Raw genomic sequence first — 24,644 nt, forward strand, 5'->3', positions numbered from 1 at the left:
CGGGGGTTACGGGACGTCGTCCTCGGTGTAGGCGCAGCTGTCGATCGGCACGCTGCCGGTCAACGCTGTGTCGTGCGGGCCGAAGTCGGCGTTTCCGGGGAAGCTCGGCACTTCGTCCGCAGTGGCGATGCAGAACCCGCCCGGGTAGTCCAGGGAGTCGCCCGCGGCGGCGAAGAGCTCTTCGGGGACGTAGTAGATGACCTGCCCGGACTCCATCGTCAGTCGGAACCGGGCGGTGGGCCGTTGCGGGTCCAGTTCGGCCAGGACGCCGCTGTTGCTCACGGGGGTGAGACCAAGGCCTTCCTGGTCGGGGCCGATGGTCGACACGGTGTAGAAGTCGTTGCTGTGGACCCGCAGGCTTCCGTGTTCGGGGAGGTACTCCGCCTCGACCGTCACCCCGCTGGTGAAGTCAGTGATGGAGACCTCTTCGAAGGTCAGTCGGAGCTGGTCCAGCGCCTCGCCCGCACCGGTGGCGGGAACGAGGCGGCGGATCAGGACGGGTTCGGTCTCGGAGGCGGGCTCGACCACGGGTTCCCCGGAGTCGTAGAGCTCGCGGTGTTCCTCGGGTGTGTCGTCGGGGACGCCCGGTGCCGCGTCCTCCGCGCCGTCGCCGTTCTCCGAACCGTCCGCGCCCTCCGCCTCGGCCACATCCTGGCCGGGGAGCACGGCCGTGCCCTCGGAGGACAGAGCCCGGGCGCCGAGCCCGGCGGCCAGGGCCAGGACCAGCAGCACCGAACCCGCGGCCAGCACGAGCCGGTTCCTGCGAAACCAGCTCCGCCGGGGCGGGGCGGTACGGGTCCACGCGGTGACCTCGTCATCCGGCGAGGGGTCACCGGACCACGACCGGCCGAGCACCCGCGTGATGTCCGGATCGTCCGCCGCGCCCAAGGTCCCCGCCACGGAGCGCAGGAGGTCGGCAGCTCCGGGCCTTCGTTCGGGATCCTTGTCGAGGGCCCGCTCCAGAAGGTCGCGCATCGGTGCGGGGGCTCCCTCCAGTGAGGGTGCTTCGGACAGGATGCGCCCGACGACGGCCTCTGAGCTCCCCTCCCCGAACGGCCCTTCGCCGGTGGCCGCGTAGACCACCAGTCCGGCCCAGGAGAACACGTCCGAGCGCTCCGTGGCCGGGGCACCCTTGTACTGTTCGGGAGAGATCCACCCCGGGGTACCCACCATCCCCCCGGTCTTGGTCAGGGCGGTGCCGTCGACGGCCCGGGCGATCCCGAAGTCCAACACCTTCGGCCCGTCCGGGGCCAGGATCACGTTCCCCGGCTTCAGATCCCGGTGCACCACACCCTGGGCGTGGATCGCGGCCAGGGCCTCGGCCACCCCCAGAGCGAAGGCCGTGAGGGCCTCCCCCTGGAGCGGCCCGTTCGCGCGTACGCGCTCGTCCAGGGTCGGGCCGGGCACGTACTCCGTGGCCAACCACGGAATCTCCGCCCGCGCTTCCGACCCCAGGAAGGCGGGTACACACGTCGCGCGCACCCGTCGGACCAGGCCCACCTCCCGCGCGAACCGGGCGCGGAAGTCCGCATCCGACGCGAGGACCCGGTGCACGGACTTGACCGCCACCCGCCGGTCCCGGTCGTCCAGCCCCGCGTACACCACACCCATTCCGCCCGCGCCGAGGCGCCCGACCAAGCGGAAGGGGCCCAAGTACCGGGGGTCGCTCTGGGTCACGGGGTCGACCCCGGTGGGCACCTTGGAGCCGGGCGATGGGGGCCCGGGGGGCGGGGAGCCGGTTCCGGACGCATCGGGACCGGGCTGCGGTGGTACGGGGGGTTCAGGAGTCATGCCAGAGCCTGCCTGTCGCTGGGGAACGTGGTCCGTGCCGGGTCGCTAGTCGATCTCCGACTCATCCGGTATCTCGATCTCCACGGGCTCGCCGTAGTGGACGACGACCGTCTCCGTAGAGGTATGGGCCTGGCCCTCCTCGACGTCTCCCTCGACGTGCAGGGCATCACCGGTCTCCTCGAAGTCCTGGAAGCTCTGGAGCCGGCCGTCCTCCCCTACCCACAGGTCGAAGGTGAGCACGAACTCGGCACCAGCGTCCTCCTCCCACTCCTCTCGGACCTTTGTGTAGGTTCCCGAGTAGTGGTGTCCGGTGCGGGCCTCCAACGCGATGTCGAACTCGGCCTCGGGCCAGGAGGTGTCTCCCAGGGCCACGGCGGACTCCCCGTGGTAGGTGATCTCGGCGCCGTCCCCCGTCAACAGGGCGATGTCATCGAGGAAGGCCCAAGGGTCCTGTTCCGCGGCCCCCTCATCGACGTCCCGGCCGTACGGGCCCGGGGTCTCGTCGAACCCGGCGCCGCGCAGGGCGCTGCGCTCCAACACGTCGTCCAGGTCCTCACCGAGCCACAGTGTCTGGACCTCCCCCGGGCCAGCGAGCCTGATGCTGTGGCGGGCAGCCTGCGGTTCCGCCGTGTACCTGTGCATCGTGAGGCTGTCGTGCACGCTGGCCAGGGACTCGCGGCGGTACAGCTCGAAGCTCTCCGCCTCATCGAACAGGTCCAGAGCCTCAGCGGCCACCGCGGCCCCGTCCTCGGGGTCGGCTTCGACCCTGAGGAGGTCCGCCTCGGCCTCGCCACCGCCCTCGTCCCCGTCTGGGGCGCCCTCTCCGCCAGCCCCCTGCTCGTCGGCCCCCTGCCCTCCGTCGGCCGGATCCGCACCCGCCGCGGCCCCTCCCTGGTGGCGGTCACCGGTGACCCAGTACAGACCGCTGGCGCTGAGGAGGACCACCCCCAGCACCGCCATCAGGACGACCGCCCGTCCCCACCCGCGTCCGCTCCGGACCTTCCTCTGCTCAGGGGCGGAGACCCCCCGCCATTCCGTGGCCAGCAGCCCGGGCACGACCTCGGTGGGGTGGGCCCGGCTCGCCGGATCGACCCGGGTCGCGGACCAGGCTCCGGTGAGTTCGGTCAGAGCCTCGAGCGCGGTCGGACGCGCGCCCGGATCCTTGGCGAGGGCCCGCTCCACGAGGGGGCGGAGCGTGTCGGGGACGTCCGAGAGGTCGGGCTCCTCGTTGCGGGTGCGGTAGGCGATCACGTCCACCGCGCCCTTGCCGAAGGGGTCGCGTCCCGTGGCCGCGTAGAGGACCGTCACCGCCCAGGCGAACATGTCCGAGGAACCGGTGGCCTCCAGGCCCTCGTACTGCTCGGGGGCGATCCAACCGGGTGTCCCGAGCACGCCGCCGGTCTCGGTGAACGCGGTGCCTTCGGCGGCCCGGGCGATCCCGAAGTCCAGCACCTTCGGCCCGTCCGGGGCCAGGATCACGTTCCCCGGCTTCAGATCCCGGTGCACCACACCCTGGGTGTGGATCGCGGCCAGAGCCTCGGCCAGACCCACCGCGAGAGCCGTGAGCAGGCCGCCGGTCAGGGGCCCTTCCCTCCCCACGTGCTGGCGCAGCGTGTGTCCGCTGACGTAGTCAGTGGCCAGCCAGGGCGTGTCCGACCGGACGTCGGAGCCGAGGAAGGCGGGCGTACAGGTCCCGTGTACGCGCGACACCAGGTCGACTTCACGGGCGAACCGCGCGCGGAACTCCGGATCGGCCGCGTACTGGGGGTGGACCACCTTGACCGCCGCACACCCGCCGGTGTCGTCGATCCCGGCGTAGACCGCACCCATACCGCCCGCGCCGATACGGCCTACGACGCGGTACCGCCCGAGGGCTTCCGGGTCCTGGGCACCGGGCGGCTCCACTCCGGCGGGGAGCCGGTCTCGGGAGAAGGGGGCCTGCGTTTGAGAGGGCATCGCTGTCTTTCGCTTCAGGGGGTGGGTGCTCAGAACTCGGCCGGCTGCGGGTCATAGGCACAGCTGTCGGTCGGCACGCCGTCGGTCAGGGTGGTGTCGTGCGGGCCGAAGTGGGCTGACTCGGGGAAGGTGGGACCCTCCTCCTCCAGCACGCAGAACCCTCCGGGGTAGTCGAACGTGTTCCAGTCCTGGCCTCGCAGCGCATCGGGGACGTAGTAGACAAGGGGCCCGTCGCCCAGTGTGAAGACGAACGCCACCGTGAACTCCGCAGTGGGCTCCTCCGGGCTGAGCTCGGCCAGTACGCCGCTGCCCTCGGCGGTGACGGACCGCAGGTTCTCGTCACCGGGCCCGATACTGGTGACGGTGGCGAACTCGCTGTTGTGCACCTGGAGACTGCCGTGGTCGGGGAGGTACTCAGCCGTGATCGTGACGGTGCTTCGGCCGAGCTCCTGAACGTTGAGCCCTGCGAAGGTCAGCCGCAGCTGTTCCAAGGCCTCGCCGCCGTCCGAGGCGGGTTGGAGACTGCGGAGCAGGGCGGGCTCGGTGTCCGAGTCGGTCTCGACCACGACTTCGCCGCTCTCGTAGTGCTCCTGGTATTCCGCGGGGGCGTCGTCGGGCACACCGGCCGCAGCGGTCGCGGTCTCCCCGCCGCTGTCGTTCTGCGCCTCCGCCGACGTGTCATCGGCCTGGTCCCCCGCGGTGAGGGGGTCACCGCCGAGAAGGGCGCGGGCGCCCAGCCCGGCGGTCAGTGCCACCGCCAGCACCGCCGCGCCCACGACCAGGGGCGTCCGGCGCCGTCGGAGCCAACCCCGCCGGGGCGGGGCGTGTCGGCTCCATTCGTCGGCCAGCGCGGCCGAGGAGAGCTGGGAGGCCGGGGACAGCCGGGCGGCAGGAACCGCTGCGGCGCCCCAGGCGCGGTCCATGACCAGGGTGACGTCCTCTTGGGCACCGGACCCCAGGATCCCGGCCATGGCGTCCCGGAACTCCGCCGCCCTCGGGCGGTCTTCCGGGGCCTTGGCCAGCGCTCGCTCCAAGTGGGCCCGCAGGGGGTCGGGGACCCCGTCCAGGGAAGGGGGTTCGGAGATGATGCGGGTGGCCAGGACGTCCGGACGGCCGGTCCCGAACGGCCCCTCCCCCGTGGCCGCGTAAACGGCTAGCCCGGCCCAGGAGAACACGTCCGAGCGGTCCGTGGCGTCCTGCCCCCGGTACTGCTCCGGCGCGACCCACCCGGGGGTACCCAGCATGCCTCCGGTCTTGGTCAGGGCGGTGCCGTCAGTGGCGCGGGCGATCCCGAAGTCCAGCACCTTCGGCCCGCCCGGGGCCAGGATCACGTTCCCCGGCTTCAGGTCACGGTGGACGACACCTTGGGCATGGATCGAGGCGAGCGCCTCGGCTACGCCCAGCGCGAAGGCCGTGAGGGCTTCGCCGTGGAGCGGGCCGTTCGCGCGTACGTGCGCACTCAGGGTCGGTCCGGGCACGTACTCGGTGGCCAACCACGGCACCTCGGTCTTGGTGTCCGCGCCCACGAAGGCCGGGACACAGGCGGCGCGCACCCGGCGGACCAGAGCCACCTCCCGCGCGAACCGGGCCACGAAGTCGGCGTCCGAGGCCAGCACGCGGTGTACGGACTTGACCGCCACCCGCCGGTCCCGATCGTCCAGCCCCGCGTACACCACACCCATACCGCCGACGCCGAGACGCCCCACCAGGCGGAACGGACCGAGATACCGGGGGTCGTCCCGGGTGAGGGGGTCGAACCCGGTAGGCGCTTCGGGACCGGACGGGGGAGATCCGGACGGCGGGGGGACGGGGGGCTCGGGGTTCATGCCGGGGCCTGTCTGTCGCTGGGGAATGTGGACGGTGCCGGGTCACGGTTACCAGTTGCTGGATCCGGGGCCGGGTCAATTTCACCAGGGCCGGGTTCGGAGGCGGCTTGCGGCTCCACCTACGCTTCCGGCGGGTCGTCGAGTTCGGACTCTTCGGGGACCTCGATATCCAGGGGCATGTCGAAGCCGAGGTAAGCGATGTCCAGCGTGACCGGCTCCGCCTCGCCCTCGTACTGGGTGCTCTCACCTTCGTAGGACACCCGGAAGTGGAGCGGGTAGCCCTCCTCGTCGATCCAGAGGTCGAAGGTGTGCTCGACGTCGTCCAGACCGTCCCGGCCGCTCACGAAGGAACCGGTGTAGTGGTCCGCCTCCTGGCCCGCGACGGTGTCCTGGCCCTCCTCGGTCTCCTCGACCTCCCGCTCCCCCTCGATCTCCTCGGCGAGGTTGGTGAGCACGTCGGGTGACCGGCTCTGCCCGAGGTGCTCGACCTCACCGTCGGCTCCGGTGATGTCGTCGAAGCCCTCCACCAAGTAGGCGGGGTCCGCCCAGTCCGCCCGGTCCGGGTCGGGATCGGGGTCCGGCGGACGGTGGAAGTTGCCCGTGTACCCCCGGTAGGTGGCGCCCTCGACTACGGCCGCGTCCTGGGCGGAGCGGTGCAGGACGTCGTCGAGGCCCTCCCCCACCAGCATCTGCTCCGTGATCCCGAGGTTGCCCAAAGTCGCTTGGAGGTAGACGGGTTCGGGGTCCTCGGTGTAGCGGAAGGTGAACCCGTCGTTCAACGGTCTCTCCGCGATGTGGTTCCGGTGGACGAGGAAGCTGGAGGCGTCCAGGGCCAGGTCCCGTGCCTGCTCCACCACGGCCTCGGCGTCTTCGGGCCGGATCTGCGCGCTGCCCTCTTCTGCGGGGGCCGCTTCGGGTTGTTCCGCGGCGGGTCCGGGGCGGAGCACCAGCCAGGCCCCGAGCACGATCAGGGCCAGTGCCGCCGCGGCCACCGCCGTCAGGGCTCCCACTCGGACCCTGCGGGTCAGGCCTCTCGCTCGGCGCGACTCCAGGCGGTCGATGCCGCGCCACTCGGTGGCGAGCATGCCGGGAACGATCTCCGTGGGCTCGTGTCCGACCGGTTCGACCCGCGTGGCGTTCCACTGCGACGCGAGCGACGTGAGCGCCTGGACGGCGGTCGGCCGACCGGACGGGTCCCGGTCCAGTGCCCGCCGGACCAGGGACACCATGTCCTCTGGAACGCCCGCCAGGTCCGGGTCCTCGTTGCGGACCCGGTGGGCCAGCGCGTCTGCGGCCCCGCTTCCGAAGGGGTCCCGTCCGGTGGCGGCGTAGGCGACCAGGCCGCCCCAGGCGAACATGTCCGAGGCGCCCGTGGCCTCTTCACCGTCGTACCGTTCCGGGGCGGTCCAACCGGGGGTGCCCATGAGTCCGCCGGTGGCGGTGAGCGCGGTCCCGTCGGCGGCGCGGGCGATCCCGAAGTCCACCACCTTGGGGCCGTCCGGCGCGAGGATCACGTTGCCCGGCTTCAGGTCCCGGTGCACCACGCCCACGTCGTGGATGGCGGCCAGCGCTTCGGCCAGCCCGGTGGCCAGGGCGGTGAGCATGCCGCCGGTGAGCGGTCCATGCTGCCGGACGTGCTGGCGCAGGGTCTGGCCGGGGACGTACTCGGTGGCCAGCCACGGGGTGGCCGCCTGTACGTCGGCCCCCTGGAAGGCGGGTGTACACACGGCGCGGACCCGCGAGACCATCCCCACCTCGCGCGCGAACCGTGCCCGGAAGTCCGGGTCCGCGGCGAACCGCGGATGGATGACCTTGACGGCCGAGCAGGCCCCGTCCACGGAGAGCCCCGCGTAGACGGCACCCATACCGCCGGCGCCGATCCGGCCCACGATCCGGAAGGCGCCCAGCTGTTCGGGGTCTTCCTTCGCGGTCGGGTCCACCCCGGGCGGAAGCCGGTCCCGTGTGAAGTGCGGATAGGGATCAGGCATGGTATTCCTCTCGGCTGGCGTGGTGGCGGTGGCTGGGCGGTGTCAGGGTCTCGGGTCTGGTGGCCTCAGGCGCTCGGGGGTGGTGCGTTGTCAGTGGCCCTCGTTGTAGGCGCAGCTGTTGGTCGGTGTGCCGTCGGTGAGAGTGGTGTCGTGGGGGGCGGCTTCGGCCGCGGTTTCCGTCTCCTCCGGCCGGGGCACGTCCGACACGAAGCAGAGCCCGCCGGGTTGGTCGAGGGGGACGGGCTCCCCGTCGCTCCTCGCCTCCTGCGGCAGGTAGTAGGCCACAGACCCGGTTCCGACGGGGCCGGTGAGGGTCACGTCGAAGGTGGCTTCCGGTTCCTCCGGGTCGAGGGCAGCGAGCACCCCCCGCGTGGAACTGGGGTGGAGGTACAGGCTGTCGTCGGAGGATCGGACCTCGCTGACCAGGCCGAAATCGTCGCTGTGGACGCTGAGCGAGCCGAAGTCCGGCAGGTACTCGGCCCGGACGGTCAGAGTGAGGGAGGTCGGGCTGTCCAACCGCCGCACCGCCTCCTCGAAGGTCAGTCGGAGCTGGTCCAGGTCCTCCCCGCCGGACCCGGATTCGAGCCGCCGGACGAGGGCGGGGTCGGGACCGTCGGCGGCTGCCACGGTGACCGTGCCGGTGCCGTAGAGCTCGCGGTACTCCGCGGGAACCCCGTCCGGAGCCGCCGGGCCGGCGTCGTCGCCCGCCTCCGCTTCGGCCGGCTCCCCGTCGGCGGGGCCTCCGGGCCCGAAGGGCGTGCGCCCGGTCCCGAACGACCACACACCTGCACCGGCCACCAGTGCCAGCGACAGCACGGCCGCGCACGCCGACAGTGCCTTCCGGTGCCGACGGACCCACCTGCGCTTCGGAGGGGCCTGCTCGGCCCACTCCTCAGCAGTGGTGTCCTGGTCCGGAAAGCCGCCCCAGGAATCATCCGAGGGAGCCTCCCGGAAGCCGTCGGAGGGCGGGTGCCCGGGAAGGTCCCGCAGCCCCGCCGCCCTCGGGCGCCGGCTCGGGTCCTTGTCCAGGGCCCGTTCCAGAACGCCCCGCAGGTGCCCGGGAACTCCGTCCAGGGAGGGCGCTTCGGCGAGGACACGCGAGGCGAGGACATCGGAGGGCCCGGCCCCGAACGCGTTCCGCCCGGTGGCCGCGTAGGCGACCAGTCCGGACCAGGCGAACACGTCCGAGCGGTCGGTGGCCGGTGCGCCCCGGTACTGCTCGGGTGCGAGCCAACCGGGGGTACCGACCATTCCACCGGTACGGGTGAGGCCGCTCTCCTCGGCGGCGCGGGCGATCCCGAAGTCCACCACCTTGGGGCCGTCCGGCGCGAGGATCACGTTGCCCGGCTTCAGGTCCCGGTGCACCACGCCCCGGGCATGGATCGCGGCGAGCGCCTCGGCCACCCCCAGGGCGAAAGCGGTCAGTGCCTCCCCGTCCAGTGGCCCGTGGTCCCGCACGTACCGGCCGAGGGTCGGGCCGGGAACGTACTCGGTGGCCAACCACGGCACCGCGGCCTTGGTGTCCGCGCCCACGAAGGCCGGAACCCGGGTGGAGCGCACCCGCCGGACCAGGCCCACCTCCCGCGCGAACCGGACCCGGAACTCCCGGTCTGCCGCGTAGGACCGGTGCACGGACTTGACCGCCACCCGCCGGTCCCGATCGTCCAGTCCCGCGTACACCACGCCCATACCGCCGACGCCGAGGCGCCCCACCAGTCGGAAGGGGCCGAGGTAGCGAGGTTCACCGGGTTCCAGGGGCAGGACACCGGCAGGGGTTTCGGTGGAGTGGGTCATGAGGGGGGTTTCACGGTCGGGCATCAAGAGGGTGCGGGCTTGGCTGTGGCCCAGGGGTTCAGATGCCGCGAAACCCCTGCCGGTTCTCACCCCGTGTCATCCGACCCTCACCTGGACGATCGCCGGACGCGCACCCGCCTGAGCCTCCCCGGAAACACCTCCTAGCCTGGTGTCATGCGTTCGTATGTGGTTCCGCTGGGCATGGCGGCCGACCTGGCCTGTGTCCTGGTCTTCGTGGTGGTCGGCAAGATCGACCACGAGACCGGGCTGGCCCCGGCCGAGGTGGCCGCGACCGCGTGGCCGTTCCTGTTCGCTCTGGCCCTGGGATGGGCCGTCACACTGGCGTGGCGCTCCCCTGACCGGATCTGGCCTACCGGTGTCCTGGTGTGGGCGGTGACCGTGGTGGGCGCGATGCCGTTACGGCTGCTCAGCGGGGAAGGGGCACCTCTCTCCTTCGTGCTCGTGACCGCGCTCTTCCTCGCCGCGACCATGCTCGGCTGGCGGGTGGCCGCCCTCCTCGTCACCCGGAAGAGGCGACAGAAGGCGTCCTGACGGGGAAGACTGGGCTACGACAACACCCCTCTCCCCCGAGGAGCCTCCATGGCAGAGCCCGTCACCCTCGCCATCGCCGCGGCCATCGCCACCGGCGCCGTCACCAAGGTCACCGAGTACGCCACCGAAGGCACGGTCGACACGTTCAAGTCCCTGTGCCGGGCCGTCTTCGCACGTTTCCGGTCGGAGCCCGAGGCCCAGGAGGCCCTGGACGAAGCCCGCCTGGACACCGGCGACACCGAGGTGCTCACCGTCGTCGCCGAACACCTGGAGCGGGCCGAGCAGGAGGACCCGGAGATCGGTCGGCTCATGGGCGACCTGCGCTCGACGGTCAGCCAGGAGGGCGCGGGTTCGGTCAGCAACCAGATCCACGGCGACGTGAGCGGCAACGCCCGGGTCTACCAGGGCCGGGACTTCCACGGGGACATCAGGCTCTGAGCCCGGCGGATCCGGCCCCTACGGGTATGCGGGTCGCACCGGGGTCACTCTTCGATGTGGGACGGGGGAGGTCCGATCTCGGACTCGTCGGGGAGTTCGATCTCCACATCTCCACCGAAGTGCACGTAGACATAGCTCATGGTGACGCGCACGTCGTCCGTCTCACCCGAGTTTCCCGTGTACTCGCTTTCGGAGAAGTCCTGCATTACCAGGGGGTAACCGGAGTCATCAACCCACAGCTCGTACGCCTGGAATTCTCCGTCTTCGTTTGTGCCCTCACTCGTGTACGCGTGCCCCGAGCGGTCGCTCACGTCGGCTTCGGAGACCTCGACCAGGTCGGACTGGGGCAGTTCAACTTCGGGGACGGGCTCCTCGCCCAGGTACTCGATCTCCCCCTCTCCCTCGACCATCCGGGTCATGGGGGCGAAGGCCCCCTCCCTACCGGCTTCTTCGCCGCTCATGTAGGGGTGTTCTCCTTCGGTCCGGTAGAAGGTGTCCCGGATATCCTCCGCCCCTTCACGCTGCCCCAACCAGTGGATGATGTCCTCGGGTTCGCCACCGGCCCCCTCCCCGATGGCGAACCCCCCGTGGGAGCCCTCACCGAAGAGGTGCATGAAGTGGTGCACGGGTTCGGGCTCTTGGGTGTAGCGGTAGGACCCCGAACCACCGACCCACTCGTGGGTCGACCGTGAGCCGTACATGACCTCGAAGCTCGGGGCGTCCAGGGCCAGGTCGAGAGCCTGCTCCACTGCCGCCCGGCCGTCCCGCGGGTCCCAGGACGGATCGTCCTGTCCGGTTCCGGCCGGATATCCCCCGTCGGCCTGCCCGCTGGCATCTCCCCTGGGGCCCAGGAACAGGGTGGCGGCCACCAGCGGCACCGCGGCGGCCATGGCCGCCGCGGCCCACAGGAAGCGTCGGCGCCGTCCGACTCGGCGGGCCTGCGGGGCCTGGAACCCGGTCCACTCCGCGGCCACGAGGGTCGGAACCGCTTGGCGCGGTCGGCCGGGGTCCACCGGAACCACGCTGGTCGCGTTCCACTGTCCTACCAGGTCGTCCAGCAGCCGTTCCGCGTCCGGCCGTTCCCCCAGGTCCTTGAGCAGCGCCCGCCGCACGAGCGGCAGCAGTTCTGGCGGCACCCCCTCCAGGTCCGGGTCGGCTTCGCGCACGCGGCGGGCCAGCGTGTGCGCGTCGCCGGTACCGAACGGGGCGCGCCCGGTCGCGGCAAAAGCCACCAGCGCGCCCCAGGCGTGGACGTCGGACCTCTCTGTGGCGGGCAAGCCGTCGTACTGCTCGGGCGAGACCCAGCCGGGGGTACCGGAGAGTTCCCCCGTGCGCGTCAGCGCGGTCAGGTCCACGGCGCGGGAGATCCCGAAGTCCAGAACCTTGGGACCGTCCGGTGCGAGGATCACGTTGCCGGGCTTCAGATCGCGGTGCACCACCCCGACACTGTGGATCGCGCTCAACGCCTCGGCCAGGCCCACTGCCAATGCCACGAGGTTGCCGCCGTGCAGCGGCCCCTTGTCGGCCACGTGGCGACGCAGGGTCCGCCCCGGTACGTACTCGATAGCGAGCCACGGAGCGGGGGCGTCCACGTCGGCCGCCAGAAACCCCGCGGTGCAGGTGGACCGGACCCGTTCCACCAACGCGGCCTCCCGAGCGAACCGGGCCCGGAAGGCCGGCTGGTCGGCGTGTTCTGGAAGGACCACCTTCACCGCCGCGGCACGGCCCCCGTTGTCCAGGCCCGCGTAGACGGAGCCCATCCCACCGGCCCCGATCCGGCCGACGATCCGGTACCCGCCGATGTGTCGCGGGTCCTGCCTCGCTAGCGGAGACACAGCCGGGGGCAGCCGGTGCTCGTCGAAAGGGGCAGGGGGTGTCACGTGGCGCCACCTCTTCTCACGTTCGGCACGGTTCAGTTCTCGACGGGACAGATCTCATGGGCCTCCGCCGATGCTCCTAGGGACGGGTCGTAGGGGGCGAACCGCCCATCCGACGCGAAACCCTCGGCCAACAGGTCGTCCCAGACGCAGAGGCCGCCAGGGAAGCCCTGGGCGATTTCTCCCTCCCCCTCTCGGACATCGTCGGGTGCGTAGAAGACGACGGCACGGGGCTCGCGGATAAACGTGGCGGTGAGCTCCGCTTCCGGGTCGAGAGGGTCCAGGGTGGCGCCCTCGCCGGTGTTCTCCGCCGGGGAGATCGAGAGCTGCCCGGCCGGAACGGTGTCCTGGCCAGGGCCGACGGTTCCCCTTGTGGCGAAGTCCGTGTCGCTCACGGTCAGGGACCCGAAGTCTGGGAGGTACTCGAGGGTCCCTTCGACGGTGAATGTGTTCCAGGAATCGGCCATATCGCCGAACGTGATTCTGAGCTGGTCGAGGCTCTGCCCGCTGTCGGGATCGGTGAGGGAGCGGACGAGTGCGGGCTCGTCCCCGGGGGACTGCTCCACCACTACTCGACCGTTCTCATACAGGTCCCGGTACTCCTCGGGTACGTCCTCGGCGGCCCCGTTCTCCCCTTGGCCTTCCTCCTCAGCCGCATCCTCCGGCGCCCCGGCTCCCGGGTCCCGGTCTGGGAGCAGCCTGGCCCCGGTCCCCGCCAGAACGGCGGCCAGGCAGACGACGGCCAAGGCAGCCAGCGGGCGCCGGCGGCGCCATAGCCAGGGCCGTCGGGGCGGGGCTGTGGTACGCCACTGGTCCGCCACCCGCACGGGTACGGTGCTCCCCCGCGGCTCCGTCCGCCCTGCCGCATCTGGTCCCGGCCCGCCCACCGGAGCCTCGGCCAACGTGGTGTCGTCGGCGGTACCCGGGAGAGAGTCCAGGACCCGGTCGGTCCCGGGCCGGTGCGCCGGTTCCGAAACCAGGCAGTCGGTCAGCACGGGCCGCAGCACGGCGGGGATCCCGGTCAGTTCCGGTCCCCCGGCCAGCACCCGCTCCGCCAGTACCTCCGGGCTCCCCGTACCGAACGGCGGCCGACCGGTGGCCGCGAACACCACCAGCGCAGCCCAGGAGAACACGTCGGCCGCGGGGGCAGCGGCCCGGCCCAGGTAGTGCTCGGGCGGCATCCAACCCGGGGTCCCCACAGCCTGCCCGGTACGGGTGATACCGGCCTCCTCGACAGCCCTGGAGATCCCGAAGTCCAACACCCTCGGCCCATGCGAGGACAGGATCACGTTGCCGGGCTTCAGGTCGCGGTGTACGACTCCGGCCGCGTGAACCGCGGCCAGGGCAGCCGCGGTACCGCGGGCGAACGAGGACAACGCGTCCCCTTCGAGCGGCCCGCGGTCCCGCACCTCCGCGTCCAGGGTCGGCCCCCACACGTACTCCGTGGCCAGCCATGGAACCGCACCGCGCGTGGCGGCGCCCATGAACTGCGGCACGTGGTCGGAGCGCACCCGGCGCACGAGGGAGATCTCCCGGCGGAAGCGGGCACGGAACTCCGAGTCGGAGGACAACCGGGTATGTACGCGTTTGACCGCCGCGGGCCTGCCCGCCTCGTCCACCGCCGCGTGCACGACCCCCATGCCTCCGGAGCCCAACCGACCGAGCAGACGGAACGGACCCAGGTAACGGGGGTCGTCGGCGACCGGTGGCCGGACACCCGGGGGGAGGGCTGCCGACGGGTCCTGCTCCGGAGGTGGGGGCATACGAAAGTCTGCTCCTGTGGGGGTATACACCATCTTAGGGACGTACTTGCCCTTCCAGCCCCGGCCTCTGGGCGATGACCGCCATCGTCCACCCGGGCGGGATCCTTCGCCGGAACAGCCGGGCGCCAGGCGTTCGTAAACTGGAACGGATGAACGAGCACCTCGCCGCCGAGGCGGCCACCGGGATCCCCGCCGAGCACTCCTCCGGGGAGGACGAGGCGCGTGAGGTGGGTGTGGGACCCTGGCCGGGCCCCTGGCCCGAGGGCGACCACTTCGATCCCGAACTCCTCGCCAACGGCGACCGCCGCAATGTGGTCGACCGCTACCGCTACTGGCGCCGCGAGCGAATAGTCGCCGACCTCGACACCGTCCGGCACGGCTTCCACGTGGCGGTGGAGAACTGGTCGCACGACTTCAACATCGGATCCGTGGTCCGCACCGCCAACGCCTTCGGGTGCGCGGCCGTGCACATCGTGGGCAAGCGCCGCTGGAACCGCCGGGGCGCCATGGTGACCGACCGCTACCAGCACGTCCACCACCACCCGGACGCGGAATCGTTGGTGTCCTGGGCCGCCGAGCGCGGCCTCGTGCTCGTCGGGGTGGACAACCTGCCCGGGGCGGTCCCCCTGGAGACCTACCCGCTGCCGCGCGACGCCGTTCTGGTGTTCGGGCAGGAGGGCCCCGGGCTCTCCGAGGAGGTGCGGGAGGTGTGCGCGGCGGTGCTGTCGATCGCCCAGTACGGGTCGACCCGGTCGATCAACGCCGGCGCGGCCGCGGCGGTGGCCATGCACGCCTGGGTGCGGGCGCACGTGTTCGACCAACCCGTCTCAGGCGGGACCTCCACCCCTGCACCGTGACCCTCCCGTGATCTATCATGGGCGAGTCGCCCCCTACCAGGAAGTAGCAAGGATGAGCCCGATCGTCATGTCCGCAGCCCGCGCCACCACGCTCGACGACGTCCCCGGGGTGGCCCGGGTCCTCAGTCTCTCGCTTCACGACGATCCGCTCTTCCAGTGGCTCTTCCCCGACGACGAGCTGCGCCTCGCCAAGGTGCGCCGCTTCTTCGCCCTGACCGCCGGGTTCGGCTATGTCCCCGCCGGCGAGACCAAGGTCAGCGACCTCGCCGACGGTGCGGAGTCCACCCCGGTGATCCGGGCCGCGGCGTTGTGGGCTCAGCCGACGAGCAACCCCGAGGGTTCCCTGGTCTCCCTGCGCACCTGGCCGCACTGGGGTGCGCTGATCGGGCGCACCAACCTGGCCGCGTTCGTGCGGATCTTCGCCGAGTGGAAGATGGCCGCGCCCCAGGAGCCACACCTGTACCTGGCGGCCCTGGGCGTCGACCCCGCCGTCGCGGGTGCCGGGGTTGCGGGCGGCCTGCTCACGGACGGGCTGGACGGGGCCGATTCCCAGGGCCTTCCGGTGTTCACCCAGACACTCAACGAGAAGAGCGTCGGCTTCTACGAGCGCTTCGGCTTCCGGGTCGTGCACGAGGTTCCGCACCTGGACGTGGGGACCAGCTACTTCCTGCTCCGCCAGCCCTCCTGAGCCCGCGCGCTCCGCACCGAACACTTCCCAAGAAACACCCCGCCCGTGATGTTTCCGTGATCTAACATGGCGGGGGACGAGCCCCGGGAGAGAGGGAGACTGCACGCATGGACCCCAAGGTCACCACCGACATGCCGGTCCGCACCGCCACCATGGACGACGTGCCCGGTATCACGCGGGTCCTCAGCCGGGCCTTCCACAACGATCCGCTCTTCCGGTGGCTCTTCCCGGAAGAGGAGCGGCGGCTCGCGCAGGTTGCCCGCTTCAGCGCCCTGTTCGCCGGGTTCGACTACGTCCCCGGCGGGCACTCCCACGTGGTCGAGTCCCACGAGGGCCGACGCGTGGTGCGCGGCGCGGCCCTGTGGAACCCGCCCGGCGGAAAGGCCGAGGGCACCGCCTCCCTGCTGCGGTCGCTGCCGCACCTGGTGTCGCTCATCGGGGTGCGCCGACTGCCGGAGGTCGCACGGTACTTCGCCGATCTGAAGGCGTCGGCCCCCGAGGAGCCGCACTGGTACCTGGCCATGCTCGGCACCGACCCCGCGGCCCGCGGGAGGGGCGTGGGCACCGGGCTGCTGCAGGCGGGGCTGGCCCAGGCCGACGCTGACGGGGTCCCGGTGTTCCTGGAGACCATGAACTCGGCCAACATCGGCTACTACGAGCGCTACGACTTCCGCGTCGTCCGGGCGGTCAACGACCCGAACCTGCCCTCGACGTACTGCATGATGCGCCCCGCGGTGTGATCCGCACAGGGACCGCCTACGTCCGGAGCTCCTGAGAGGGAATGGGACATGCTGATCGCGATGGCCGGGTTGCCCGGGTCCGGCAAGAGCACCCTGGCCTGTGAGCTGGGACGGTACCTGTCCGCTCCCGTACTGTCGGTCGACCCCGTTGAGGCCGCGCTGTGGCGTGTCGGCATCGATCGCTCCGAGCCTACCGGACTGGCCGCGTACGTGGCGGTGGAGGCGATGGCCGCCGACATCCTCGCGCTGAGCCAGACCGTGATCGTGGACGCGGTCAACGACGCGGAGGAGGCCCGGGAACAGTGGCGGGGTCTGGCCGAGCGGCAAGGAACACCCTTGGTTTGGATCGAGGTGGTCTGCTCAGACCCCGAACTGCACCGCCGAAGGTTGGAGGGTCGCCAGCGGAATCTGCCCGATTTCCCCGAACCCGCCTGGGATTCGTTGGCGGCGCGCCGCGACGGCATGGCCACGTGGAACGACGAGCGCTTGGTCCTCGACTCGGTCCAGGGCCTGGAGGCCAACATGGGAATCGCCGCCGACCACCTGCGCAAGGCCCGGGTACTGGAGAGGGCCCAACAGACGTTCAGCCGTGACGCAGGGCTGCTCGGCAGACTGGCCGCGGACGAAAGGACATCCCAACAGGGAGCTGACGTCCGAGCGGTCGCACGGAAGATCGCCGCAGAGGACGCCGAACTGCTGCGGCGCCTAACCGAGTAGAGCGAAACGGGCCGCGCCCCCTCGTGGAGGCGCGGCCCGTTCGTACGACCGGGGATCGGGGCTAGCCGATGCCCTTGCTGAGGGAGCCCAGCAGGTCGCGGTTGAGCTGGGAGATGGTGTCCAGCGGGATGCCCTTCGGGCAGACCGCGGCGCACTCACCGATGTTCGTGCAGCCGCCGAAGTCCTCTTCGTCGTGCTGGTTGATCATCTGCACCACGCGCGAGGCCCGCTCCGGCTGCCCCTGCGGGAGCATGCCGAGGTGGGTGACCTTCGCGGCGGTGAACAGCATGCCGGAGGCGTTCGGGCAGGCCGCCACGCAGGCGCCGCAGCCGATGCAGGTCGCGGCGTCGAACGCGCGGTCGGCGTCCGGCTTCGGGATCGGGTTGGCGTGGGCGTCCGGGGCGGTACCCGTCGGGGCGCTGATGTAGCCGCCGGCCTGGATGATGCGGTCGAACGAACCGCGGTCCACGACCAGGTCCTTCACGACCGGGAAGGCCTTCGCACGCCACGGCTCGACCGTGATGGTGTCACCGTCGTTGAAGCTGCGCATGTGCAGCTGGCAGGTGGTGGTGACCTCCGGGCCGTGCGCCTCGCCGTCGATCACGACACCGCAGGCACCGCAGATGCCCTCACGGCAGTCGTGGTCGAACGCGACCGGGTCCTCGTCGGAGAGCGTGAGCTCCTCGTTGAGGACGTCGAGCATCTCCAGGAAGGACATGTCCGGCGAGACGTCCGTGAGCTTGTACGTGACCATCCGGCCTTCGTCGTCACGGCCCTTCTGGCGCCAAACGCGCAGGGTGATGTTCACTTGTAGCTCCGCTGCTTCATCTCGACGTACTCGTACTCCAAGGCTTCCTTGTGGAGTACGGGCTTGCTGTCAACGCCACCGAACTCCCAGGCGGCGACATAGGCGAACTCGTCGTCGTGACGCAGCGCCTCGCCGTCCTCGGTCTGGCTCTCGGCGCGGAAGTGGCCACCGCAGGACTCGCGGCGGTGCAAGGCGTCGACGCACATGAGCTCGCCCAGCTCCAGGAAGTCGGCCACGCGGTTGGCCTTCTCGAGGGCCTGGTTGAACTCCTCGTTGGTGCCGAGCACCTTGACGTCGCGCCAGAACTCGGCGCGCAGCGCGCGGATGAGCTCGATGGCCTTGCGCAGACCCTCCTCGTTGCGCTCCATGCCGCAGTAGTCCCACATGATGTGGCCGAGCTCCTTGTGGAAGGAGTCGACGGTGCGGGAACCGTTGATGGAGAGCAGCTTGTCGATCCGGGAGGTGACCTCCTCCTTGGCCTTGGCGGCCTCGGGGTGGCTCTCGTCGATCTTCTCGAAGGGACCGTCAGCGAGGTAGTCGTTGATGGTGTTCGGCAGGACGAAGTAGCCGTCGGCCAGGCCCTGCATCAGCGCGCTCGCGCCCAGGCGGTTGGCACCGTGGTCGGAGAAGTTGGCCTCACCGGTCACGAACAGGCCCGGGATGCTGCTCTGCAGGTCGTAGTCGACCCACAGGCCACCCATGGTGTAGTGCACCGCGGGGTAGATGCGCATCGGGAGCTCGTACGGGTTCTCGCCGGTGATGCGCTGGTACATGTCGAACAGGTTGCCGTACTTGGCCTCGACGGCATCCCGGCCCAGGCGCTCGATCGCGTCGGCGAAGTCGAGGTACACACCCAGCCCGCCGGGACCGACGCCGCGGCCCTCGTCGCAGACGTTCTTGGCCGCGCGGGAGGCGATGTCCCGCGGCACCAGGTTGCCGAACGCCGGGTAGATGCGCTCCAGGTAGTAGTCGCGCTCTTCCTCGGGGATCTGGCGCGGGTCGCGGGAGTCGCCGCCCTCCTTGGGCACCCAGATCCGTCCGTCGTTGCGGAGCGACTCACTCATCAGGGTCAGCTTGGACTGGTAGTCGCCGCTGACCGGGATGCAGGTCGGGTGGATCTGCGTGTAGCAGGGGTTCGCGAAGTGCGCGCCCTTGCGGTGGGCACGCCACGCGGCGGTGACGTTGGAGCCCATCGCGTTGGTCGACAGGAAGAAGACGTTGCCGTAGCCGCCGGTGGCCAGGACCACGGCGTCGGCGAAGTGCGTCTCGATCTCGCCGGTGACCATGTCGCGAGCGATGATGCCGCGCGCCTTGCCGTCCACGACGATGACCTCGAGCATCTCGTGGCGGGTGTTCATCTGGACGCTTCCCGCCGCGATCTGCCGCTCCTGGGCCTGGTAGGCGCCGATCAGGAGCTGCTGGCCGGTCTGGCCGCGCGCGTAGAAGGTGCGGGAGACCTGCACGCCGCCGAAGGAGCGGTTGTCGAGCAGACCGCCGTACTCGCGCGCGAACGGTACGCCCTGGGCCACACACTGGTCGATGATCTCGACACTGGTCTGGGCCAGACGGTAGACGTTCGACTCGCGGGAGCGGAAGTCACCGCCCTTGACCGTGTCGTAGAACAGCCGGTGGATGCTGTCGCCGTCGTTGCGGTAGTTCTTGGCGGCGTTGATGCCGCCCTGCGCGGCGATGGAGTGCGCGCGCCGGGGGCTGTCCTGGTAGCAGAACGAGAGGACTTTGTAGCCAGCCTCGCCCATGGTCGCGGCCGCTGCCGCACCGGCCAGCCCCGTACCCACGATGATCACGGAGAGCTTGCGCCGGTTAGCGGGGTTCACCAGCTTGGCCGAGAAGCGGCGCTTGTCCCAGCGCTCGTTGATCGGCCCCTCGGGGGCCTTCTCGTCCCGGATCGGGGCGCCCTCGATGTAAAGGTCGTTCTCAGACAATTAACTCACCAGTCCAAAGGTGACCGCCAGGGGCGGGAGCAGGAAACCGACGGTCACGACCAGCGCGAGCCCCACGGCGGCGGCGTTGATCTTGCCCTGGCGGCTGGCCGCGTTGAGGCCCAGGGTGGCCGCGCCGCTCCAGATGCCGTGCCGCAGGTGGAAGCCCACGGCGACGACGGCCAGGACGTAGAAGAGGGTCACGTACCAGAACTCCGGTTGGAACCCGTTCACGAGCCGCTCGTAGGGGCTGTCGGACGCACCGCCGGGGGCGATGACGTTCACCGTCAGGTGCAGGATGTGGAAGATCACGAAGAGCGCGATCAGCACACCGCCCCATCGCATGGTGTACGAGGAGTAGGTGCGCTGCACCCGCTTCGTCGACACGTAACGCTGTCCACGGGCCTTGCGCGCGCGGATCGTGAGAACCGCGGCGGCGTAGATGTGGATCAGGATCGCCGCGAGGAGGGCGAACCGGAAGATCCACAGGAAGCCGCTCTCCGGCAGGATCGGGTAGCCCAGCTCACGAAGACTGTGAGCGTACTCGTCGAAGGCCTCCTGGCCCACGAAGACTTTCAGGTTGCCGTACATGTGCACGATCAAATACAGCACGAGGATCGCACCGGAGGCCGCCATTGCTGACTTGAGCGCCACCGTGGACCCGTAGGCCGTAGACCGCTTCTTGGTCAAGGTACTGTTCGCCACAGCTTGCCACTTTAAAATCGAGTTAAGTCCGACGTCCAAGTCATGAGGACCCTGGTGTCCATAGCCTTAGGCTATGGAGCATGCAGTTCCAGCAGCTCGCTTACTTCGTCGCTGTGGCCCGCACGCGCCATTTCACCCGCGCAGCCGAGCTTTCGCGCGTCGCCCAGCCGAGCTTGAGCAAACAGATCCGCAGCCTTGAGCAGGAGTTGGGTGCGCCGTTATTCAGTCGTGCTCGGGGAAACATCACACTCACGCCGGCTGGTGAGGCCTTGCTCCCGTTGGCCCAGCGTATGCTCACCGACTTGGAGACCGCCCGCCGCGAGGTCGCGGAGCTGGCCGGTGTTCGCCGGGGCCGGGTGCGCCTGGGCGCCACGCCGTCGCTGTGCGCGGGACTGCTGGCCGATGTGCTGTCCGACTTCCATACCCGCTACCCGGGAATCGAACTCCACGTCGAGGAGAGCGGCTCCCGCGACCTGATCCGGGACCTCGGCCGCGGCGAACTGGACCTGGCCCTGATCATCCTCCCGCTGCAGAGCAGCGATCCCGACTTCTCGACCACGCCGATCCTGCGGGAGAACCTGGTGGTGGCGAGCCCGACCTCGCACCCCTCCCCCAACGGGCGCGCGTCGATCCGGATCACCGAACTCCAGAAGCGGCCGCTGGTGATGTTCCGGCGGGGTTACGACGTCCGCGAGGCCACCCTGCGCGCGTGCCGCGCCGCCGGGTTCGAACCGGACCTGGCGGTGGAGGGCGGCGAGATGGACGCCGTGCTCCGGTTCGTGGAGGCCGGCCTCGGGCTGGCCGTGGTTCCGAGCATGGTGCTGCGCAACCGCCCCGGCCTGCGCGGGACCCCGCTGGCCCGGCCCCGCCTTCTGCGCACCGTGGCGCTGGCCCGCCGCAAGGACGTGCAGCCGTCACATTCGGCGGAGGCCTTCCGCCGCCACCTCAACGAGTACCTGCTGGCCCTGTCCCCAGAGGACCTCGGCCCGGACCTGGAGGTGCTGATCTCCGCCGCCGACGCGGGCGAACCCGGCCCCGCGGAGGGCGAGCTTCCGGACTGACGTCCTGGGGTATTCGTGGGAGCAGTCCGACTTGGGCCGCTCCCTCCCGCTCTCGCACGCTCTGTCAACGACCCTCCCCCGAACGCCTGTTCCTTCGCCGGGGCGGTTCCGTGAGCGAGGCTGAGGACCCCGCCGCCGTCCGGCCGGACCCGTCGGAGCCGCGCGGGAGGCAGCCATCCCCGATGCGGAACGCGGTCGCGATATGAGGCTCAGGTCGATTCCCCGCAAGCAAGTCGTGTTGGTGGCCGTCGCGCTGGTCACCGTCGCCGTCGCGCTCAGCCCGCCGAGAATGGCGCTGGTGCTGGCCTTCGCCGGTCTCGCCTCCCTCACTCTGTGGGTGGCCTCCTTGGTGGAGCGGCAGGGGGAACGGCGGTCCCGCGAGTTGGACCGGGTGCGCTCCGAACTCGCGCGGATGGACGGCGACCGCCGGGACGAGCTGAGCATCGCGCGCAAGCGGGACGTTCGGGTGCGCAAGACGATCCGGGAGGCCACGGAACAGGCCGTGCAGCGCGTCTCCGAGGGCTGGGAGCAGCGGGACCGCGCGAAAGGCCCGGAGGGTGTGGTGAGCGCCCAGGGCAATCAGCGCCTCTCCACTGCGCAGGACCTGCTCTGGACCGGTTTCAGCTCTCTGGGCTTGGCACAGCTCAACGGCCTGGGCTCGGACACCGAGGTCGGACCACCGGTCCGGGCCGAGGCGCACAAGACCCTGTCGAACTGGTACCGCGCCACAGGAGAGCCCGAACACGCACGGAACCACGCCCACCTGGCCGATCTGGCCGCCCCGCGCCCCGCCCGGGATTCGTCGGGGGTGCCCCTCCTGCTGACCTCGCGGGTCCGGCCGTCCAGCCACGACCGCCATTTCGACGTGGTGGTGATGTCCGACTTCCGGCTGCCGGGCGGCACGACCAGCAGCAATCTGCAGGAGATCACCGCACAGCGGCGCGCGGGGCTGCGCACCGGCCTGGTCCACCACCCGGCCCTGCGTGGCGACCACGCCCACGGGATCAACCCCAAGGTCCTGGCCGCCGTCGACAACGACCTCGTCCGCTTCGTCGCCCCCGACGAGCGGGTGACCTGCGACCTGCTCGTCGCCAGGTTCCCGCTGATCGGCCAGCAGCCGCTGGACGTCCTCCCCTCCGTGGAGGCCGCACGGCGGATCGTGGTCGTCAACCAGACCCCCGACCGGCGCTACGGGGCGGGCAGCCCCCGGTACGAGGCCTGGGACGTCGCGCGGTGCGCGGAGGGTTTCACGAACCTGCTCGGTGAGCACAGCTGGTACCCGATCAGCCCGCGGGTACGCGAGGCCATGGTCCGGCACCACGCCGAGGAGATGGCGGGGATCCCGCTAGCCGCGGACGACTGGACCAACATCATCGACCTGGACTCCTGGCGCCGTGCGGGGCCCCGCGCTCCGGACGGCCGCGTCCTCGTCGGCCGCCACTCACGCGACGACCGTGACAAGTGGCCGGAGGATCCGGCGACCCTGGCCATGGTCCACCCGTTGCTCCCCGGATGGGAGACCCACGTGCTGGGCGGGACCTCACACGCGGAGCGGGCCATGGGGCTCCTGCCCGACCACTGGACCGCGCACCCCTTCGACTCGATGGACGTGCGCGACTTCCTGCACGGCCTGGACGTGTACGTGTACTTCACGGGTGAGGGGTACTTGGAGCCCTTCGGCCGGGCACCGCTGGAAGCCATCGCCGTCGGGCTGCCGACCCTGTTGCCGCACTCCTTCGCGCCCGTCTTCGGCGACGCAGCGGTCTACACCGTCCCGGAGGGCGTTCCGGGCGAGGTTGAGGCGCTGATGACGGACGGCAAGCGGTACGCGCAGCAGGTGAAGCGGGGACACGAGGTCCTGCACGAGTGGTTCAGCCACCAGACCCACCTGCGCCGTCTGGCCCGCCTGGGTGTCCGGGTACCGGAGGAACACCTGGAGGGCCCACGCGCCCTCGCTCTACGGTGAAGCCGACCTTTGGCCCGCCGATACAGCTTCGGACAACTGGGGTTTCTCCGTTAGCACAGGAACCCCAGGCAACAAAAAGGGCAAAGGTGATTGACATTCACACACGACTACAGAAGCCCACATAATCCGGCTGAGCAGTGGCGCATGTCACACACTTTTCCCAGGGGTTTCCCAGGCTCCGGGACGTGACCGTGATCACAGCGGCTTAGCGTTGCGTAACAGACCGGTTCGCTACTGCTTCGCCCGCAGCCATCCAGAACCCCGGGGAGCGGTCACGGCCACCGGAGGCGTGGAGCCGTTCCCCGCCCCACGGCCAGGTCGCTCGCCACAGGAGGTGGAGACCACGGTGACCACGACTCGAAACGCGCGCCAAGGCAGCGGCCGGGCGCGCATCCGCCAGCGGACACTCCGCACCGACCGATGGTGGCTGGGCCCGGCCCTGACAACCCTGGGCCTGGCCACCTTTCTTGTCTACGGGGCGGTCCGGGTGTTCCAACAGGACCACTACTGGGTCCAGGAACACCACTACCTGACCCCCTTCTACTCCCCTTGCCTCGCCCAGCAGTGCGTCGAAGACGCCTCGCTCTTCGGCCGGCTGCCTGTGGAGTTCCCACCCTTCCTTCCGTACGCCCTGATCAGCCTGCCGATCCTGCTGCTGTTCCGCGTGACCTGCTACTACTACCGCAAGGCCTACTACCGTTCGATCTGGCAGGCGCCCACCGCGTGCGCGGTACGCGAACCGCACCGCAGCTACACCGGTGAGACCCGGCCGCTCATGCTCCCCCAGAACGGCCACCGCTACTTCTTCTACGCGGTGTGCATCATCGTCGGGATCAACACGTGGGACATGATCGTCCCCTTCTTCCACGGCACGGACGGCGGCTTCGGCATCGGGGTCGGCAACCTGATCATGCTCGTCAACGTGCTTCTGCTGTGGGCCTACACGTTCGGCTGCCACTCGTGTCGGCACATCATGGGCGGCCGGCTGAGCAGCTTCAGCCGCAGGCCGGTCCGGTACTGGTTCTGGACCCGGATCTCCTCGCTGAACAGCCGACACATGCTGTACGGCTGGCTCAGCATCGGGTCGCTCATGGCCACCGACGCCTACGTCGCCCTGGTCGCCAGTGGCACCATCACCGACCTGCGCATCCTCAACTGAGCACCGGGGAAGGAAGAA

19 protein-coding genes are annotated in these 24,644 nt (G+C 70.5%); 9 read left to right on the plus strand and 10 right to left on the minus strand.

Annotation, left to right across the window (positions count from 1 at the left end):
- Positions 1-6: 6 nt before the first annotated feature.
- The 5 genes from ACYVD1_RS14210 to ACYVD1_RS14230 all read right to left on the minus strand — a co-directional run bounded on the left by ACYVD1_RS14210 (position 7) and on the right by ACYVD1_RS14230 (position 9,355).
- The gene (locus tag ACYVD1_RS14210; RefSeq protein WP_460772179.1) at positions 7-1,791 is read right to left on the minus strand and encodes a serine/threonine-protein kinase; all 1,785 of its coding nucleotides are present in this window, start codon (positions 1,789-1,791) and stop codon (positions 7-9) included.
- 45 nt (positions 1,792-1,836) lie between these two features.
- Complete coding sequence (locus ACYVD1_RS14215) at positions 1,837-3,747, minus strand: serine/threonine protein kinase (protein WP_460772181.1); 1,911 nt, start codon at positions 3,745-3,747, stop codon at positions 1,837-1,839.
- Between the two features lie 29 nt (positions 3,748-3,776).
- Entirely contained in the window at positions 3,777-5,573 is a 1,797-nt protein-coding gene (locus tag ACYVD1_RS14220; RefSeq protein ID WP_460772184.1) for a serine/threonine-protein kinase, read from the minus strand.
- Positions 5,574-5,692: 119 nt separating this feature from the next.
- The gene (locus ACYVD1_RS14225; protein ID WP_460772187.1) at positions 5,693-7,561 is read right to left on the minus strand and encodes a protein kinase domain-containing protein; all 1,869 of its coding nucleotides are present in this window, start codon (positions 7,559-7,561) and stop codon (positions 5,693-5,695) included.
- 90 nt (positions 7,562-7,651) lie between these two features.
- A complete protein-coding gene (locus tag ACYVD1_RS14230; RefSeq protein ID WP_460772190.1) occupies positions 7,652-9,355 on the minus strand; it encodes a protein kinase domain-containing protein in 1,704 nt (567 codons plus the stop codon).
- A gap of 174 nt (positions 9,356-9,529) precedes the next feature.
- On the opposite strand from ACYVD1_RS14230, the gene ACYVD1_RS14235 reads away from it, so the two are divergent.
- Positions 9,530-9,907, plus strand: coding sequence for a DUF3054 domain-containing protein (locus ACYVD1_RS14235; protein WP_460772192.1), 378 nt, complete (start codon positions 9,530-9,532; stop codon positions 9,905-9,907).
- 48 nt (positions 9,908-9,955) lie between these two features.
- Positions 9,956-10,345, plus strand: coding sequence for a hypothetical protein (locus tag ACYVD1_RS14240; protein WP_460772194.1), 390 nt, complete (start codon positions 9,956-9,958; stop codon positions 10,343-10,345).
- 44 nt (positions 10,346-10,389) lie between these two features.
- Here ACYVD1_RS14240 and ACYVD1_RS14245 read toward each other — a convergent pair whose 3' ends face one another.
- Positions 10,390-12,225: a serine/threonine protein kinase gene (locus tag ACYVD1_RS14245; RefSeq protein WP_460772196.1), complete on the minus strand. Its 1,836-nt coding sequence runs from the start codon at positions 12,223-12,225 to the stop codon at positions 10,390-10,392.
- 32 nt (positions 12,226-12,257) lie between these two features.
- Positions 12,258-13,985 (minus strand): serine/threonine protein kinase, encoded by a 1,728-nt coding sequence (locus ACYVD1_RS14250; protein ID WP_460772199.1) that lies wholly within the window; start codon positions 13,983-13,985, stop codon positions 12,258-12,260.
- A gap of 149 nt (positions 13,986-14,134) precedes the next feature.
- On the opposite strand from ACYVD1_RS14250, the gene ACYVD1_RS14255 reads away from it, so the two are divergent.
- The 4 genes from ACYVD1_RS14255 (at position 14,135) to ACYVD1_RS14270 (ending at position 16,987) form a co-directional block, all read left to right on the plus strand.
- Positions 14,135-14,842 (plus strand): TrmH family RNA methyltransferase, encoded by a 708-nt coding sequence (locus ACYVD1_RS14255; RefSeq protein ID WP_460772201.1) that lies wholly within the window; start codon positions 14,135-14,137, stop codon positions 14,840-14,842.
- Between the two features lie 52 nt (positions 14,843-14,894).
- The gene (locus ACYVD1_RS14260; RefSeq protein WP_460772205.1) at positions 14,895-15,530 is read left to right on the plus strand and encodes a GNAT family N-acetyltransferase; all 636 of its coding nucleotides are present in this window, start codon (positions 14,895-14,897) and stop codon (positions 15,528-15,530) included.
- A gap of 107 nt (positions 15,531-15,637) precedes the next feature.
- Positions 15,638-16,270, plus strand: coding sequence for a GNAT family N-acetyltransferase (locus ACYVD1_RS14265; protein WP_460772207.1), 633 nt, complete (start codon positions 15,638-15,640; stop codon positions 16,268-16,270).
- A gap of 48 nt (positions 16,271-16,318) precedes the next feature.
- Entirely contained in the window at positions 16,319-16,987 is a 669-nt protein-coding gene (locus ACYVD1_RS14270; protein ID WP_460772209.1) for an AAA family ATPase, read from the plus strand.
- A gap of 61 nt (positions 16,988-17,048) precedes the next feature.
- On the opposite strand, the gene ACYVD1_RS14275 is transcribed toward ACYVD1_RS14270, so the two are convergent.
- The 3 genes from ACYVD1_RS14275 to ACYVD1_RS14285 are packed head-to-tail and all read right to left on the minus strand — an operon-like array spanning position 17,049 to position 20,389.
- On the minus strand, positions 17,049-17,795 hold the full coding sequence (locus ACYVD1_RS14275) for a succinate dehydrogenase/fumarate reductase iron-sulfur subunit (RefSeq protein WP_460772212.1): 747 nt from the start codon (positions 17,793-17,795) through the stop codon (positions 17,049-17,051).
- On the minus strand, positions 17,792-19,738 hold the full coding sequence (locus ACYVD1_RS14280) for a fumarate reductase/succinate dehydrogenase flavoprotein subunit (protein WP_460772214.1): 1,947 nt from the start codon (positions 19,736-19,738) through the stop codon (positions 17,792-17,794). The genes ACYVD1_RS14275 and ACYVD1_RS14280 overlap by 4 nt, the downstream gene beginning before the upstream one ends.
- A complete protein-coding gene (locus tag ACYVD1_RS14285) occupies positions 19,739-20,389 on the minus strand; it encodes a succinate dehydrogenase cytochrome b subunit (RefSeq protein ID WP_460772271.1) in 651 nt (216 codons plus the stop codon). It abuts the gene before it with no gap.
- A 131-nt stretch (positions 20,390-20,520) separates the two neighbouring features.
- Between ACYVD1_RS14285 and ACYVD1_RS14290 the strand changes: the two genes are divergently transcribed.
- The 3 genes from ACYVD1_RS14290 to ACYVD1_RS14300 all read left to right on the plus strand — a co-directional run bounded on the left by ACYVD1_RS14290 (position 20,521) and on the right by ACYVD1_RS14300 (position 24,626).
- Positions 20,521-21,501 (plus strand): LysR family transcriptional regulator, encoded by a 981-nt coding sequence (locus ACYVD1_RS14290; protein ID WP_460746502.1) that lies wholly within the window; start codon positions 20,521-20,523, stop codon positions 21,499-21,501.
- 202 nt (positions 21,502-21,703) lie between these two features.
- Positions 21,704-23,467, plus strand: a complete 1,764-nt coding sequence (locus ACYVD1_RS14295) for a glycosyltransferase family protein (RefSeq protein WP_460772218.1) — start codon at positions 21,704-21,706, stop codon at positions 23,465-23,467.
- 346 nt (positions 23,468-23,813) lie between these two features.
- Complete coding sequence (locus ACYVD1_RS14300; RefSeq protein WP_460772220.1) at positions 23,814-24,626, plus strand: hypothetical protein; 813 nt, start codon at positions 23,814-23,816, stop codon at positions 24,624-24,626.
- Positions 24,627-24,644 lie beyond the last annotated feature (18 nt).

Source organism: Nocardiopsis nanhaiensis (assembly GCF_054778635.1).